Here is a 14318-nt window from a genome sequence, read left to right as displayed (position 1 = left end):
TACCGATCCGGATGAACTGTTCGTACAAGGAGCAGCGCAGAACAGGGCCAAGGCAGTGTGCACCGGATGCCCGGTGCGGACCGAATGCCTGGCCGACGCGCTGGACAACCGCGTCGAGTTCGGCGTGTGGGGCGGCATGACGGAGCGGGAGCGCCGCGCACTGCTGCGCCGGCGGCCGACCGTCACCTCGTGGCGCCGACTGCTGGAGACCGCACGTACGGAGTACGAGCGGGGCGCGGGCCTGCTGCCCGTCGCCATGGAGGACGACGAGACGTACGAGGCGTTCGCGGCGGTGGGCTGACCCCCGCCCGCTCCCCTCGACACCTCCGCGTCGCTACGCAGCTCCGGCCGGGGACGACCCACCGGTCGCGAGACGATCACCGATGGCCCGAAGCCCAGCGAGGTCGTGTACGTCGCCGGGCAGGGCGGCCACCTCGGCCACCGCCACCTCAGGGTGGAGCGCGGTGAAGCGATCGCGCGTGCGCTGTTCACGCACGAGCACCTGCATTCGCTCGGCATGCAGCCGGAGCAGACCTGCGGTCAACTCCTCGACCGTGGGCTCGGCTGCGGGCTCGACCGACGAACGCGCCGACGAAGGTGCCGACAAATCTGCCGACACCTGTGTCGGTGAGGCTTCCGTACGACCGGACTGGGGCGAGTCCGTGAGGGCGGGCTGAGGCTGGGCTGAATCAGTGGCTGGCGGCTCGGGCTCGGGAGAGGGCGCCCAGGAGCCACGCCCAGCAGTCTTCCCGGCCTCCTGATCCACAATGCGGCTCTCCTCAAGATTTTCCGCGGCGGCGAGCGCCCGCTCGGCCGACAGCCGGGCGGCGCCGCTCCCATGGACGCGGTTGAGGACCAGACCGGCCAGCGGCATCTCCTCCGCCGCCAGCCGCTCCACGAAGTACGCCGCCTCGCGCAGCGCGTCCCGCTCGGGCGCCGCCACCACCAGGAACGCGGTGCCCGGTGCCTGGAGCAGCCGGTACGTGGCGTCGGCACGGGTCCGGAAGCCGCCGAACATCGTGTCCATCGCGGCCACGAACGTCTGTACGTCGCGCAGCAGCTGACCCCCGAGCAGCTTGCCGAGCGTCCCGGTCATCATCGACATGCCGACATTCAGGAACTTCATCCCGGCCCGGCCGCCCATCTTCGCGGGGGCCATCAGCAGCTTGATGAACTTTCCGTCCAGGAACGAGCCGAGCCGCTTGGGGGCGTCCAGGAAGTCCAGCGCCGAGCGGGACGGTGGCGTGTCGACGACGATCAGGTCCCACTCGTCCCGGGCTCGCAGCTGGCCCAGCTTCTCCATCGCCATGTACTCCTGCGTGCCCGCGAAACCGGCCGACAGGGACTGGTAGAACGGGTTCTCCAGGATCGCGCGGGCCCGCTCGGGGTCCGCGTGCGCCTCGACGATCTCGTCGAACGTGCGCTTCATGTCGAGCATCATGGCGTGCAGTTCGCCGCCGCCGTTGATACCCCTCACCCGCCGCGGGGTGTTGTCCAGCGAGTCGATGCCCATCGACTGGGCGAGCCGGCGCGCCGGGTCGATGGTGAGGACCACGACCTTGCGGCCGCGCTCCGCCGCCCGTACGCCCAGGGCCGCCGCGGTGGTCGTCTTGCCCACGCCTCCGGCGCCGCAGCAGACGATGATGCGGGTGCCCGGATCGTCGATCAGCGGATCGACCTCCAGACCGGGGCAGGCCTCCAGCCCCCGGCCGCCGTCGCCGCTCTCGTCCGAACCGTGGCTCTCCCTCGCACCTCGGTTCTCGTCCGCCCCGCGGTTCTCGTCCGTGTCCGGGCCGCTCATCGTGCCGCGGCCGCCGCCCCTCCCGGATGTTTCCGTCACGCGCCCACCCCGAGCTTCCGTAGTTCCTTGGCCAGCCGGTACAGACCGGCGATGTCCGCGCCCTCGCCGAGATAGGGGAGTTCGTACGTCGGCACCTTCAGCTTCTCCAGGACTCCACGCTGCTCCCGCTCCAGCTCCACCCGCTGCGCGTGCTCGGCGGCCTGCTCCAGGAGCGGGGACACGAGCTCCGTGGCGCCCGGGACGCCCGTCGCGGCGAGCGCCTTGGCGATGTCGTCGCGGTGGTCGCCGTCGGCTGCCCCGACCGCGGCCTCGTCCAGCAGGTGCGGCCGCACCATGTTCACGATGACCTGGCCGACCGGAAGCTCCGCCTCCTGGAGCTCCGCGATGCCGTCCGCGGTCTCCTGCACCGGCATCTCCTCCAGCAGCGTCACCAGATGGACCGCGGTCTCCGGGGACTTGAGGACCCGCATCACGGCCTGCGCCTGATTGTGTATCGGGCCGATCCGCGCGAGCCCGGCCACCTCGTCGTTCACATTGAGGAAGCGGGTGATGCGGCCGGTCGGCGGCGCGTCCATGACGACGTAGTCGTACGTGTACCCGCCCTGCTTCTCCCGTCGGCGGACCGCCTCGCACGCCTTGCCGGTCAGCAGGACGTCCCGGACGCCGGGGGCGATGGTGGTCGCGAAGTCGATCGCGCCGAGTTTTTTCAGCGCCCGGCCGGCGCCGCCCAGCTTGTAGAACATCTGGAGGTAGTCGAGGAGCGCGCGCTCGGCGTCGATCGCCAGCGCGTACACCTCGCCGCCGCCCGGGGCGACGGCGATCTTGCGCTCCTCGTAGGGAAGCGCTTCCGTCTCGAAGAGCTGTGCGATGCCCTGCCTGCCTTCGACCTCCACGAGGAGAGTCCGCTTGCCCTCGGTCGCGAGGGCGAGCGCGAGGGCGGCGGCGACCGTCGTCTTACCGGTACCGCCCTTGCCGCTGACGACCTGGAGCCTGCTCACGCCTTCGAGCCTAACCAGTGGCACCGCGGCCTAAGCAGGAGGCTGCCTGTGGCAGCGGCTACAGTCGGCTCCATGACCAAGTGGGAATACGCGACCGTGCCCCTTCTCGTGCACGCGACGAAGCAGATTCTGGACACCTGGGGCGAGGACGGCTGGGAGCTCGTCCAGGTCGTTCCCGGGCCGAACAACCCTGAGCAGCTGGTGGCCTACCTGAAGCGGGAGAAGGGCTGATGGGCGCTGTCGAGGAGAAGCTGGCCGAGCTCGGGCTGACGCTGCCCGAGGTCGTCCCGCCGATCGCCGCGTACCAGCCCGCCGTTGAGTCCGGCGTGTACGTCTACACCTCGGGCCAGCTCCCGATGGTCGCGGGCAAGCTGCCGGTCACCGGCAAGGTCGGTGGCGAGGTCACCGCGGAAGAGGCGAAGGACCTCGCCCGTATCTGCGCCCTGAACGCCCTGGCCGCCGTGAAGTCGGTCGCCGGTGACCTGGACCGGATCAAGCGGGTCGTCAAGGTCGTCGGCTTCGTCGCCTCGGCGGCGGACTTCACCGGTCAGCCCGGTGTCATCAACGGCGCCAGCGAGCTGCTGGGTGCCGCGCTCGGCGACAAGGGTGTGCACGCGCGCAGCGCCGTCGGCGTCACCGTGCTGCCCCTGGACGCGCCGGTCGAGGTCGAGATCCAGGTGGAGCTCTTCCAGGACTGACCCGTACGTGACCGGTCCGTACGTGACCGACCCGTACGCGACCAACCCGTACGCGCCCTGTCGATACGGCCCCGTGGCCGCCGCCCGAGAGCGGCGGGGCGGGGCCGTACAGCGTCCGGCGGCCTCGACGGACCCAGCGGCCCTTGGCCGGCCGTGTCGGGGCCACCGCGCGCGGTGACGGCCCCTCGAACATCCGGATGGATGCGCATAGCATCCGGCCATGCCCAATGGTCAGTGGTACCCACCGGAATGGCCCGACCTGATCCGCGCCCTCGCGGACGGGGAGCTCACTCCCGCCGCGCCCAGGCGGGCCGCGACCGTGATGCTGCTGCGGGACGGCGCCGAAGGTCCGGCCGTGCACATGCTGCGCCGCCGGACCTCCATGGCCTTCGCCGGAGGCGCGTACGCCTATCCGGGCGGCGGTGTCGATCCGCGCGACGAGCATCCCGTGCGGTGGGCGGGCCCGTCCCGCGCGGAGTGGGCGGCGCGGCTCGGCGTACCGGACCCGGCCGAGGCGCAGGCCATCGTCTGCGCGGCCGTACGCGAGACGTACGAGGAGGCCGGGGTGCTGCTCGCGGGGGAGACCGCGGACACGGTGGTGAGCGACATCACGGGCGCCGACTGGGAGGCCGACCGCGAGGCCCTGGTCGAGCGGAAGCTGTCGTTCGCCGACTTTCTGGACCGCAGGGGGCTCGTCCTGCGCTCCGATCTGCTGGGCGCGTGGGCGCGCTGGATCACTCCGGAGTTCGAGCCCAGGCGGTACGACACGTGGTTCTTCGTCGCGGCGCTCCCGGCCGGACAGCGGACCCGGAACGCCTCGACGGAGGCGGATCGTACGGTCTGGATCCGGCCGGCCGAGGCCGCGGCCGGATACGACCGCGGCGAGCTGCTGATGATGCCGCCGACGATCTCCACCCTGCGGACCCTGGCGCCGTACGCGACGGCCGCCGACGCGCTCGCCGCGGCCGCCGGACAGGACCTGACGCCCGTCCTCGCCCAGGCGCGGCTCGAAGGCGACGAGCTGATCCTGAGCTGGCCGGGACACGATGAGTTCACCAAGCACATCCCGACGGGAGGCACGGCATGAACCGGCGGAAGGCGCGCGGGCGGCTGCTGCCGGGGTGCTCCGCGCGAGTACCGGCGCCCGGGGAGGCCACCATGGAGGTCACCACGGCCCGTCGCCGAACAGGAGGCCTCGCATGAGTGACGCCGCCGCCCTGCCCGGACAGCCGCGCGGAGGGGTGCTCTCCGGGCCCGCCACCACGCGCGCGGTGAACGTCCTCGCGCCGAACCCGTCCGCGATGACGCTCGACGGCACCAACACCTGGATCGTCTTCGAGCCCGACTCCGAACTGGCCGCGGTCGTCGACCCGGGGCCGCTGGACGAAGCGCACCTGCGGAACGTGATCACGACCGCGGAGCGCCTCGGCAAGCGGGTCGCCCTGACCTTGCTGACGCACGGTCACCCGGACCATGCGGAGGGCGCGGGCCGGTTCGCCGAGCTGACCCGGACTCATGTCAGGGCGCTGGATCCGGCGTTGCGGCTGGGAGACGAGGGCCTCGCGGCCGGTGACGTGATCACTCTGGGCGGCCTGGAGCTGCGGGTCGTCCCGACCCCCGGCCACACCTCGGACTCGCTCTGCTTCCATCTGCCCGCCGACCGCGCCGTCCTGACGGGCGACACGATCCTGGGCCGGGGGACGACGATGGTGGCGCACCCGGACGGGCGCCTCGGCGACTACCTGGACTCGCTGCGCCGGCTGCGCTCGCTCACGGTCGACGACGGCGTCCACACGGTCCTGCCGGGCCACGGCCCGGTCCTGGACGACGCCCAGGGCGCGGTCGAGTTCTACCTCGCCCACCGTGCCCACCGGCTCGCCCAGGTGGAGACGGCCGTCGAGAACGGCCATGTGACCCCGTCGGAGGTCGTGGCCCATGTGTACGCCGACGTGGACCGCTCGCTGTGGCCGGCGGCGGAACTGTCGGTCCGGGCGCAGCTGGAGTACCTCCAGGAGCACGGCCTGATTCCGGGCGGGCGATAGGACCACCCGCCCTCAGCCCTGGCCGGTCCGTGCGTAGGCGAGTCCGCACGTACGCACGCAAACACGCGCGCGTGGAGCGGGAACGGCCCGCCACGCGCGCGTGGCGGGCACGGGCCGTAGCAGCGCTGGGGGACCCTCCCCCTGAGAAGGCTTCGGCCGATGCTTTACGCTCCGCTTACTTCTGGCCGCCGTTCCTGGGGGGAACTCCACGTGTTTGTCCTGTCCATCGTGCTCATCGTCGCTGCGGTGGTGCTGTACGTCGTCGCGCGCACCGGCGACCGTCGTGGTCTGAAGCTCGGCGCGGTCGGTGCCCTGATCGCCGCCGTCTTCGCCGGGCTCGGCTCCACCCTGACCGTCATCAGCGCCTACGAGGTCGGTGTCCCGGTCGCGTTCGGCAAGGTCGGCTCGCCCATGACCTCCGGCATGCACCTCACCTCGCCCTTCACCACGATCACCACCTTCTCCACGCGCCCGGTGGACCTCAACCTCTCCGACAAGGACGTCGTCGAGGTCCGCTCCTCGCAGGGCGGCGTGATGTACGCGGAGGTGACCGTGAAGTGGGCGGTGACCCCGTCGAAGGCGGTCGAGCTGTACAAGCTGGCCGGCAGCGAGGGCGCCATCCAGCAGCGCCTGGTCTTCCCCGACAGTCGCGAGATCATCCGCAATGTCTTCGCCCGCCACACGAGCGAGGAGGGCTACGCCTCGGCCCGCGAGAAGATCAACACCGAGATCGGCGCGCTGATCAAGGAGCGGCTGAAGCCGCGCGGCATCGACGTCACCACGGTCAACCTGCGCAACGTGAAGCCCTCGGACGCCCTGCAGACGCAGATCGACCGCAAGATTCAGCAGCAGCAGGCCACCGAGCGCGCCACCGAGGCGGCCCGTACGGCGAAGGCCGAGTCCGACCGGCGCAAGATCGAGGCCGAGGGCATCGCCCGGGCCAACAAGATCCTCAACGACTCGCTCACCGACAAGATCCTGCTCAACCAGTGCATCGACGCCTTCAAGGACGCCTCGGCCCGCAATCCGGTGTACGCGGTGCCGTGCGGCGGCGGCAGCGGCACTCCGCTGATCGTGGACGGCACGAAGAAGTAACGCCACCCGCGGCGGTCGTTCCCGTACGCGAGAGGGCCGCCCCGGTCGATTCCGGGGCGGCCCTCTCGTACGTACTCAGGCGTATTTCAGCCGTACTCGGGTGAGCGACTCAGCTCAGCGCGAGCGCTTCGCCAGGCGCTCCACGTCCAGCAGGATCACCGCACGCGCCTCCAGGCGGAGCCAGCCGCGCTGGGCGAAGTCGGCGAGAGCCTTGTTGACCGTCTCGCGGGAGGCGCCGACCAGCTGGGCCAGCTCTTCCTGGGTGAGGTCGTGGACGACGTGGATGCCCTCCTCCGACTGCACGCCGAAGCGGCGCGACAGGTCGAGGAGCGCGCGGGCGACACGGCCCGGCACGTCGGAGAAGACCAGGTCGGACATCTGGTCGTTGGTCCGGCGCAGTCGGCGGGCGACCGCGCGCAGCAGGGCGGTGGCCACCTCGGGGCGGGCGTTCAGCCAGGGCTGGAGGTCGCCGTGGCCCAGGCCGAGCAGCTTGACCTCGGTCAGCGCGGTGGCGGTGGCGGTACGCGGGCCCGGGTCGAACAGCGACAGCTCGCCGATCAGCTCACCGGGGCCGAGGACGGCGAGCATGTTCTCGCGGCCGTCGGGGGAGGTGCGGTGGAGCTTCACCTTGCCCTCGGTGACCACGTACAGCCGGTCCCCGGGGTCGCCCTCGTGGAAGAGCGCGTCGCCACGGGCGAGCGTCGCTTCACTCATCGAGGCGCGCAGCTCCGCGGCCTGCTCGTCATCGAGCGCCGCGAAGAGCGGGGCGCGCCGCAGAACGTCGTCCACGAGTTCTCTCCTTGTCGACCTGCTCAGGGGACCGTGGTCCCCATGATGCCGCACCGTAAAACAGTGCGATCGATCACAAGGATCCCCTACAAGTCTGACGTACTGGCGTGCCCCGTTGTGCGTCAGGGGTCGAATCCCCCAACTCGCCGGTCGGAGCGCCGTCGCAGAGGGCCGGGTGGGTGAGGGGCGCCATGGGATTCCGCTGTGGGCGAACACGCTCCGGGCGGGTGGGAGGAATGGGGCAAAGCGCGTGAAACGGAATGGCGCAGTCCGGATGTCGACCGAAGGCCTGGAGGTCACGTGAACATCGACTCGCACCCAGGCCGTCCGGCGTAGCCTTCGGGCATGGCAGAGAGCAACGACCGGACGGTGAAGCCGAAGAAGTCGACGAAGGCGAGGCCGGGGGCGACCGCGGCGGCGACTCCGACGGAGGCCGCCGAGCCCGCGGCGCCGGCGAAGCCCGTCACGCGCGCGAAGGCCCCGAAGCCCGCCACGCGCGCGAAGACCGCCGCTTCGGACTCGGCCACGCCCGCCACCGTCGCCGCTTCGGCCAACGCCGCCAAGCCGGCCAAGTCCGCCAAGCCCGAGAGCAGGCTGGCCATGGTCCGCCGGGCCCGCCGTATCAACCGCGAGCTCGCCGAGGTCTATTCGTACGCCCATCCGGAGCTGGACTTCCGGAACCCGTTCGAGCTGCTCATCGCGACGGTCCTCTCGGCGCAGACCACCGACCTGCGGGTGAACCAGACCACCCCCGGGCTCTTCGCCGCCTACCCAACCGCCGAGGACCTCGCCGCCGCCGACCCGGAGAAGGTCGAGGAGCTCATCCGCCCGACCGGGTTCTTCCGGGCCAAGACCAAGTCGATCATCGGCCTCTCCGCGGCCCTGAGGGACAACTTCGGCGGGCAGGTCCCCGGCCGCCTCGACGACCTCGTCACGCTGCCCGGCGTGGGCCGTAAGACGGCGTTCGTGGTCCTCGGCAACGCCTTCGGCGTGCCGGGCATCACCGTCGACACCCACTTCATGCGGCTCGTCCGCCGCTGGAAGCTGACCGAGCAGGACGACCCGGTGAAGATCGAGGCGGAGATCGCCGAGATCTTCCCCAAGAGCGAGTGGACGATGCTGTCCCACCGGGTGATCTTCCACGGCCGCCGCATCTGCCACGCCCGTAAGCCCGCGTGCGGCGCCTGCCCGATCACGCATCTGTGCCCCGCGTACGGAGAGGGCGAGACGGACCCCGAGAAGGCCAAGAAGCTCCTCAAGTACGAGATGGGCGGCTTCCCGGGACAGCGACTCAACCCGCCCGCCGACTACCCCGGCCGCCCAGCGCCGCCGCTGGACGCCTCATGAGCCGCCCCACCCCCTGGAGGGTGACGCGCCCCGGAGCCGGAACGATCGTGGCCCTCCCCGGCGTTGGAGACGACGGGGGTGCTCATGACGCGCGCGGGTGAGACATACGACGGCGGGATCGACCGCCGTATCGACGGCGAGATCGCCGTGACGAGTAGGGGCCTGCCCGACTGGCTGGAGCCGGTCGAGCGGGCCGCGAGGACCGTCTCACCGGAGCAGCTGAGCCGGTTTCTGCCGCCCGAGAGCGGCAGCGGCCGCCAGTCCGCCGTCCTGATCCTCTTCGGCGAGGGCGAGCGCGGCCCCGAGCTGCTCCTGATGGAGCGTTCGGGCAGCCTCCGCTCGCACGCCGGACAGCCCTCCTTCCCCGGCGGCGCCCTCGACCCCGAGGACGGCGCCCCGGAGAGCGGCGGGCTGCTGCGGGCCGCCCTGCGGGAGGCCGAGGAGGAGACCGGACTCGACCCGTCCGGTGTCCAGGTCTTCGGCGTGCTGCCGGCGCTGTACATCCCGGTGAGCAAGTTCGTCGTCACACCCGTGCTCGGCTGGTGGCGCCGGCCGTCGCCCGTGGGCGTCGTCGACCCGGGCGAGACCGCGCGGGTCTTCACGGTCCCCGTGGCGGATCTCACGGATCCGGCCAATCGCGCCACCACGGTCCACCCGAGTGGGCACCAAGGCCCCGCATTCCTGGTCGCATCGGCTCTGGTCTGGGGTTTTACGGCCGGAGTGATCGACAGGATCCTTCACTTCGCAGGCTGGGAGAGGCCGTGGGACCGGTCGAGGCAGGTCCCGCTCGACTGGCGCTCATGACAGGCTGACCCAGGCGACCGAAGACGAATCTGCGAGGCTATTGACGGTGAACGTGCTGGACATCCTGTTGCTGGTCGCCGCCGTGTGGTTCGCGATCGTCGGTTATCGCCAGGGCTTCGTCGTCGGCATCCTGTCGGTGATCGGCTTCCTGGGCGGCGGACTCGTCGCCGTCTATCTGCTCCCTGTCATCTGGGACCAGCTCACGGGCGACTCCGAAGTTTCGACGACCTGGGCCGTCGTCGCCGTGGTGATCGTGATCGTCTGCGCCTCCGTCGGCCAGGCCTTCACCACCCACCTCGGCAACCGCCTGCGCCGCCACATCACCTGGACCCCCGCCCGGGCCCTGGACGCCACGGGCGGTGCCCTGGTCAACGTAGTGGCGATGCTGCTGGTGGCCTGGCTCATCGGCTCCGCCCTCGCCGGAACGTCCCTGCCCACCCTGGGCAAGGAAGTCCGCAACTCCAAGGTGCTGCTCGGGGTCTCCCGGGTGATGCCCTCTCAAGCCTCGACCTGGTTCACCGACTTCTCCTCGGTCCTCGCGCAGAACGGCTTCCCGCAGGTCTTCAGCCCGTTCGCCAACGAGCCCATCACGGAAGTCCGCGCCCCCGACCCCGCCTTGGCCAACAGCCCCGTCGCGGCGCGCGCCCAGCGCTCCATCGTGAAGGTCGTCGGCACGGCCCCGAGCTGCGGCAAGGTCCTCGAAGGCACCGGATTCGTCTTCGCCGACCGCCGGGTCATGACCAACGCCCACGTCGTGGGCGGCGTCGACGAGCCCACCGTCCAGATAGGCGGTGAGGGCAAGCTGTACGACGCCAAGGTCGTCCTCTACGACTGGCGGCGTGACATCGCCGTCCTGGACGTGCCCGACCTGGACGCGCCCGCGCTCTCCTTCACCGAGGGCGACGCCCGCAGCGGCGACGGCGCGATCGTCGCCGGCTTCCCGGAGAACGGCGGATACGACGTGCGCTCCGCCCGCGTCCGCGGCCGGATCAACGCCAACGGCCCCGACATCTACCACCGCGGCGAGGTCCGCCGCGATGTGTACTCGCTGTTCGCGACGGTCCGTCAGGGCAACTCCGGAGGACCGCTGCTCACCCCGGACGGCAAGGTCTACGGCGTCATCTTCGCCCGCTCCCTGGACGACCAGAACACCGGCTACGCGCTGACCGTCGACGAGATCCGCGAGGACATCACCCGCGGCCGTACGGCGAACCAGCAGGTCGACAGCCAGGGCTGCGCCCTCTAGCTGCGCCCTGAAGCGGTACGCCCGCGGGCCCGTGCGGAAGTACGGCCCCGTAGCCGCATGAACGGGGTGGCAGCGGGCAGGCGAAGGACAGACCTGCCCGATGAATCCCGCTCAATCGATCCCGTTCGAACCCGCTCGACCACGGGAGGTGTTTGCGTCAGGGGCGCGGCGGCGACGGGGTGTCGTCGCCCGGCGACGCGTTCTCAGTCGCGGGTGTGCCGCAACCGCGCCGAGACCCAGCGCGCACGGCGCCGAAGAATCCTTGAAATCCCGACGCCTTGGCCGGGATGCGCGTGGCCCCTCTCCTGGGGACCACCCCTCTCCGAGTCCGTCGGCCCACCGGCCGAGCGTCGGGTGCGTGCCACGTCACCGTAGTCGTGCGTCCAACCCATACCTCGACGTCTGCCCGGGCCCCAAGGTCGGTAACCGCCCCCGGGGCCGCCAATTGGCCTATGCGCCGGGCATTTGGCTGTTCGTAGGACAGGTGTTCAGAGGGGTTTACCGTGCTCAGCGGTCCGGTTCAGGATCCTTGAGCCAGTTGATGAGCTCCGAGGAAAAAGCGACTGGGTCTTCCTCATGGGGGAAGTGCCCCAGGCCGTCGAAGAGCCGCCAGCGGTACGGTGCCTCCACGTACTCGCCCGATCCCGCGGCGCTACGGGTCCGCATGGCCGAGTCGAGCGAGCCGTGCACATGCAGCGTCGGCACCCGCACCGGCCGCTTCATGCGCCGGTTGAACTGGATGCCGTCCGGCCGGGCCAGCGAGCGCACCATCCACCGGTACGGCTCGATCGAGCAGTGCGCGGTCGACGGGATGGTCATCGCCCTGCGGTACACCTCAAGGGCGTCCTCCTCCGGCGGCACCGGCCCCGACCAGTCCTGGATGAGCTTTCCGACCAGCGCCGCGTCGTCCGCGACCAGCTGACGCTCCGGCAGCCACGGCCGCTGGAAGCCCCAGACGTACGAACCGGCCCGGGTCTGCGAGAAGTCGGAGAGCATCGCCGAGCGCCAGCGCCGGGGATGCGGCATCGAGGAGACGGCGAGACGGCGCACCAGCTTGGGCCGCATGACCGCCGCAGTCCACGCGAGGTAGCCGCCGAGGTCGTGCCCGACCAGCGCCGCGTCCGGCTCGCCCAGCGAGCGGATCACGCCGGTGATGTCGAGGGCGAGGTTGGCGGGGTCGTAACCCCGGGGCGTACGGTCGCTGCCGCCCACACCCCGCAGATCCATGGCCACGGCTCGGAATCCGGCGTCGGCGAGCGCCGGCAGCTGATGGCGCCACGTCCACCAGAACTGCGGGAAGCCATGGAGCAGCAACACCAGCGGCCCGTCGCCCATCTCGGCGATGTGGAAGCGCGCACCATTGGCCGCCACGTCGCGATGTGTCCAGGGACCATCGATCCGCACGGGGCTGCCGGTGCCGTTTCCGTTGCTGCTTGCTGGGGCCGTCATGCAGACGAGCGTGCCACAGCCGCGGAGGTGTCCGTGACCGGGCGCGGATGCGGCTTGACGGTTCCCAGTACGGCAGCCGTCTGCTTGGCCGAGGCGATCGACTTCTCCGGGGGCTTGACCTTCTTGAACTTGGCCACGGCGAGCAGCGACAGCAGCCCCGCGAGCACCAGGTACGCGACGCCCACGATCAGGAACGACCAGGCGAGCCCGAGTCCCAGGTTGTGGATGCCGTACGCGGCCGCGAAACTCAGCACCGGCAGCGAGAAGAGCGCGAACACGCCCGCGATGCTGATGGCCGCGCCACCGATTCCGGCGCGCTTGGCGTCCTGCCGCAGTTCGGCCTTGGCCAGCGCGATTTCGTCATGCACCAGTGCGGACATCTCGGCGGTCGCCGAGGCGACCAACTGGCCGAGACTGCGCTCGGTGCCGAGCTCTACGCTCTTGCCGGGGTCGCTCATCGCTGCTCCCTCTTCTCTTCTACGGTCCGACCTCAGATCATGCCGGACTGTCGGCGTCGTCGCGCGGTGCCCCCGCCAGTTCGGCCTGGCGCCGGTGCTCCGCGGCCTTCTTCTCGTAGATCTCCGCCATCCGCCGGTGGTAGTCCGGGTCGTCCAGCTCGTACATGTCCGGAATCCCGTCCTGGTCGTCGTCGCGCTCCTCGTCGGCCAGCAGCGCCGCGTACTTCCTGACCCGCAGTTTCAGGAGTACGCCGGAGAACACGGCCGCGATCAGCGAGCCCATCAGGACTGCGGCCTTGACCTCGTCGGTCAGGCCGGCGTCGCCGGCGAAGGCGAGTTCGCCGATGAGCAGCGAGACGGTGAATCCGATTCCGGCGAGCGCGGCGACGGCGAAGACGTCCGGCCAGGCCAGGTCCTCGTTCAGCTCCGCCCGGGTGAACCGGGCCGTCAGCCAGGTGCCGCCGAAGATGCCGACCGCCTTGCCGACCACCAGCCCGAGGACCACACCCAGCGTCACCGGCTGGGTGAATACATCGCCGAGGGCGTTGCCGGAGACCGACACACCGGCGGAGAAGAGGGCGAACAGCGGTACGGCGAGGCCGGCCGACAAGGGCCGTATCAGGTGCTCGATGTGCTCGCCGGGGGAGTGCTCCTCGTCGGCGTGCCGGGTGCAGCGCAGCATCAGACCCATGGCGACACCGGCGATGGTGGCGTGCACACCGGAGTTGTACATGAGGCCCCAGATGACCAGGGCGAGCGGGACGTAGATGTACCAGCCGCGTACGCCCTTGCGCAGCAGCAGCCAGAAGACGGCGAGGGCGACGACGGCGCCGCCGAGGGCGGCGAAGTTCAGGTCGTTGGTGAAGAAGACCGCGATGATCAGGATCGCGAAGAGGTCGTCGACGACGGCGAGGGTGAGCAGGAACGCGCGGAGCGCGGACGGCAGTGAGGTGCCGATGACGGCGAGGACGGCGAGCGCGAACGCGATGTCGGTGGCGGTGGGGACCGCCCAGCCGTCCAGGGGGCCGTCGCCGACGACGTTGACGAGGGTGTAGACGAGCGCGGGCACGGCCATGCCGCAGATCGCGGCGATGACCGGCAGGGCGGCGGCCTTGGGGTCGCGCAGCTCGCCGGCGACCAGTTCCCGCTTGAGCTCGATGCCGGCGACGAAGAAGAAGACGGCGAGCAGGCCGTCGGCCGCCCAGTGCTGTATCGACAGGTCGAGGCCGAGCGAGGCGGGGCCTATGTGGAAGTCGCGGACCGTCTCGTAGCTGCCGCTGATGGGCGTGTTGGCCCAGATGATGGCGGCGATGGCGGCCACGAGCAGGAGCACACCGCCGACGGTCTCGGCGCGCAGGGCGTCGGCGACGAACCGTCGCTCGGGCAGCGAAAGGCGGGCGAGGACTTTACGGGCGGTGGGGGTGGGCGCGGCCACGTGTGGAGACCTCCGGTCGGTTTGGGCAGGGCTGAGCACATGCCGACCAGACTTCCCGGCGCACCTAGGTCATTCTTGTCGCGCCATTGACGCGATCCTTACCTTACCTAAAGATGCGCGGCTGTGTCCGGTGATCTTTACTCTAGGTGTGTGGCT

16 protein-coding genes are annotated in these 14318 nt (G+C 70.7%); 9 read left to right on the top strand and 7 right to left on the bottom strand.

What is annotated here, in order from left to right; all coding sequences use genetic code 11:
* The coding region (locus tag IEZ01_RS17425; RefSeq protein ID WP_229833028.1) for a WhiB family transcriptional regulator at positions 1 to 301 on the top strand (301 nt) is incomplete at its 5' end.
* A gap of 33 nt (positions 302 to 334) precedes the next feature.
* On the opposite strand, the gene bagB is transcribed toward IEZ01_RS17425, so the two are convergent.
* Positions 335 to 1801 carry an ATPase BagB gene (gene bagB / locus IEZ01_RS17420; protein WP_019888266.1) on the bottom strand — a complete coding sequence of 489 codons (1467 nt, stop codon included), beginning with the start codon at positions 1799 to 1801 and terminating at the stop codon, positions 335 to 337.
* A 35-nt stretch (positions 1802 to 1836) separates the two neighbouring features.
* Entirely contained in the window at positions 1837 to 2799 is a 963-nt protein-coding gene (bagA, locus tag IEZ01_RS17415) for an ATPase BagA (protein WP_019888267.1), read from the bottom strand.
* Positions 2800 to 2871: 72 nt separating this feature from the next.
* On the opposite strand from bagA, the gene sp36 reads away from it, so the two are divergent.
* The 5 genes from sp36 to IEZ01_RS17390 all read left to right on the top strand — a co-directional run bounded on the left by sp36 (position 2872) and on the right by IEZ01_RS17390 (position 6634).
* Positions 2872 to 3030, top strand: a complete 159-nt coding sequence (sp36, locus tag IEZ01_RS17410; RefSeq protein ID WP_019888269.1) for a Sp36 family protein — start codon at positions 2872 to 2874, stop codon at positions 3028 to 3030.
* On the top strand, positions 3030 to 3497 hold the full coding sequence (locus IEZ01_RS17405) for a RidA family protein (RefSeq protein WP_019888270.1): 468 nt from the start codon (positions 3030 to 3032) through the stop codon (positions 3495 to 3497). Before sp36 ends, IEZ01_RS17405 begins: the two co-directional genes overlap by 1 nt.
* A gap of 220 nt (positions 3498 to 3717) precedes the next feature.
* Entirely contained in the window at positions 3718 to 4584 is an 867-nt protein-coding gene (locus IEZ01_RS17400) for an NUDIX hydrolase (RefSeq protein WP_019888271.1), read from the top strand.
* A gap of 112 nt (positions 4585 to 4696) precedes the next feature.
* Entirely contained in the window at positions 4697 to 5539 is an 843-nt protein-coding gene (locus IEZ01_RS17395) for an MBL fold metallo-hydrolase (RefSeq protein WP_189202492.1), read from the top strand.
* Positions 5540 to 5749: 210 nt separating this feature from the next.
* Complete coding sequence (locus tag IEZ01_RS17390; protein WP_019888273.1) at positions 5750 to 6634, top strand: prohibitin family protein; 885 nt, start codon at positions 5750 to 5752, stop codon at positions 6632 to 6634.
* Between the two features lie 114 nt (positions 6635 to 6748).
* Here IEZ01_RS17390 and IEZ01_RS17385 read toward each other — a convergent pair whose 3' ends face one another.
* A complete protein-coding gene (locus IEZ01_RS17385; protein WP_019888274.1) occupies positions 6749 to 7423 on the bottom strand; it encodes a Crp/Fnr family transcriptional regulator in 675 nt (224 codons plus the stop codon).
* A gap of 345 nt (positions 7424 to 7768) precedes the next feature.
* Between IEZ01_RS17385 and nth the strand changes: the two genes are divergently transcribed.
* The 3 genes from nth to IEZ01_RS17370 all read left to right on the top strand — a co-directional run bounded on the left by nth (position 7769) and on the right by IEZ01_RS17370 (position 10820).
* Positions 7769 to 8770: an endonuclease III gene (nth, locus tag IEZ01_RS17380; RefSeq protein ID WP_078513362.1), complete on the top strand. Its 1002-nt coding sequence runs from the start codon at positions 7769 to 7771 to the stop codon at positions 8768 to 8770.
* Positions 8771 to 8854: 84 nt separating this feature from the next.
* Positions 8855 to 9574: an NUDIX hydrolase gene (locus IEZ01_RS17375; protein WP_028797790.1), complete on the top strand. Its 720-nt coding sequence runs from the start codon at positions 8855 to 8857 to the stop codon at positions 9572 to 9574.
* Positions 9575 to 9620: 46 nt separating this feature from the next.
* The gene (locus IEZ01_RS17370; RefSeq protein WP_189202490.1) at positions 9621 to 10820 is read left to right on the top strand and encodes a MarP family serine protease; all 1200 of its coding nucleotides are present in this window, start codon (positions 9621 to 9623) and stop codon (positions 10818 to 10820) included.
* Between the two features lie 203 nt (positions 10821 to 11023).
* Here the strand turns inward: IEZ01_RS17370 and IEZ01_RS35010 are convergent, their stop codons facing one another.
* The 4 genes from IEZ01_RS35010 to nhaA form a co-directional block, all read right to left on the bottom strand.
* Positions 11024 to 11212 carry a hypothetical protein gene (locus IEZ01_RS35010; RefSeq protein ID WP_229833025.1) on the bottom strand — a complete coding sequence of 63 codons (189 nt, stop codon included), beginning with the start codon at positions 11210 to 11212 and terminating at the stop codon, positions 11024 to 11026.
* A gap of 115 nt (positions 11213 to 11327) precedes the next feature.
* Positions 11328 to 12269 (bottom strand): alpha/beta fold hydrolase, encoded by a 942-nt coding sequence (locus IEZ01_RS17365; protein ID WP_028797792.1) that lies wholly within the window; start codon positions 12267 to 12269, stop codon positions 11328 to 11330.
* Positions 12266 to 12727 carry a phage holin family protein gene (locus tag IEZ01_RS17360; protein WP_019888280.1) on the bottom strand — a complete coding sequence of 154 codons (462 nt, stop codon included), beginning with the start codon at positions 12725 to 12727 and terminating at the stop codon, positions 12266 to 12268. Before IEZ01_RS17360 ends, IEZ01_RS17365 begins: the two co-directional genes overlap by 4 nt.
* Before the next feature lie 37 nt (positions 12728 to 12764).
* Complete coding sequence (gene nhaA, locus IEZ01_RS17355; protein WP_189202488.1) at positions 12765 to 14162, bottom strand: Na+/H+ antiporter NhaA; 1398 nt, start codon at positions 14160 to 14162, stop codon at positions 12765 to 12767.
* Positions 14163 to 14318 lie beyond the last annotated feature (156 nt).

Source organism: Streptomyces purpureus (assembly GCF_014648195.1).
GTDB lineage: Bacteria > Actinomycetota > Actinomycetes > Streptomycetales > Streptomycetaceae > Streptomyces > Streptomyces purpureus.
Note: the sequence above shows the minus strand (reverse complement) of the source record. Positions and strands in the feature narration are given on the sequence as shown.

What these genes read in the sequence shown, in the direction of transcription:
- bagB (WP_019888266.1), bottom strand. Translation starts at nt 1,801, where the DNA reads ATGAGCGGCCCGGACACGGACGAGAACCGCGGGGCGGACGAGAACCGA.
- sp36 (WP_019888269.1), top strand. Translation starts at nt 2,872, where the DNA reads ATGACCAAGTGGGAATACGCGACCGTGCCCCTTCTCGTGCACGCGACG.
- IEZ01_RS17405 (WP_019888270.1), top strand. Translation starts at nt 3,030, where the DNA reads ATGGGCGCTGTCGAGGAGAAGCTGGCCGAGCTCGGGCTGACGCTGCCC.
- IEZ01_RS17400 (WP_019888271.1), top strand. Translation starts at nt 3,718, where the DNA reads ATGCCCAATGGTCAGTGGTACCCACCGGAATGGCCCGACCTGATCCGC.
- IEZ01_RS17395 (WP_189202492.1), top strand. Translation starts at nt 4,697, where the DNA reads ATGAGTGACGCCGCCGCCCTGCCCGGACAGCCGCGCGGAGGGGTGCTC.
- nth (WP_078513362.1), top strand. Translation starts at nt 7,769, where the DNA reads ATGGCAGAGAGCAACGACCGGACGGTGAAGCCGAAGAAGTCGACGAAG.
- IEZ01_RS17375 (WP_028797790.1), top strand. Translation starts at nt 8,855, where the DNA reads ATGACGCGCGCGGGTGAGACATACGACGGCGGGATCGACCGCCGTATC.
- IEZ01_RS35010 (WP_229833025.1), bottom strand. Translation starts at nt 11,212, where the DNA reads ATGGGTTGGACGCACGACTACGGTGACGTGGCACGCACCCGACGCTCG.
- IEZ01_RS17365 (WP_028797792.1), bottom strand. Translation starts at nt 12,269, where the DNA reads ATGACGGCCCCAGCAAGCAGCAACGGAAACGGCACCGGCAGCCCCGTG.
- IEZ01_RS17360 (WP_019888280.1), bottom strand. Translation starts at nt 12,727, where the DNA reads ATGAGCGACCCCGGCAAGAGCGTAGAGCTCGGCACCGAGCGCAGTCTC.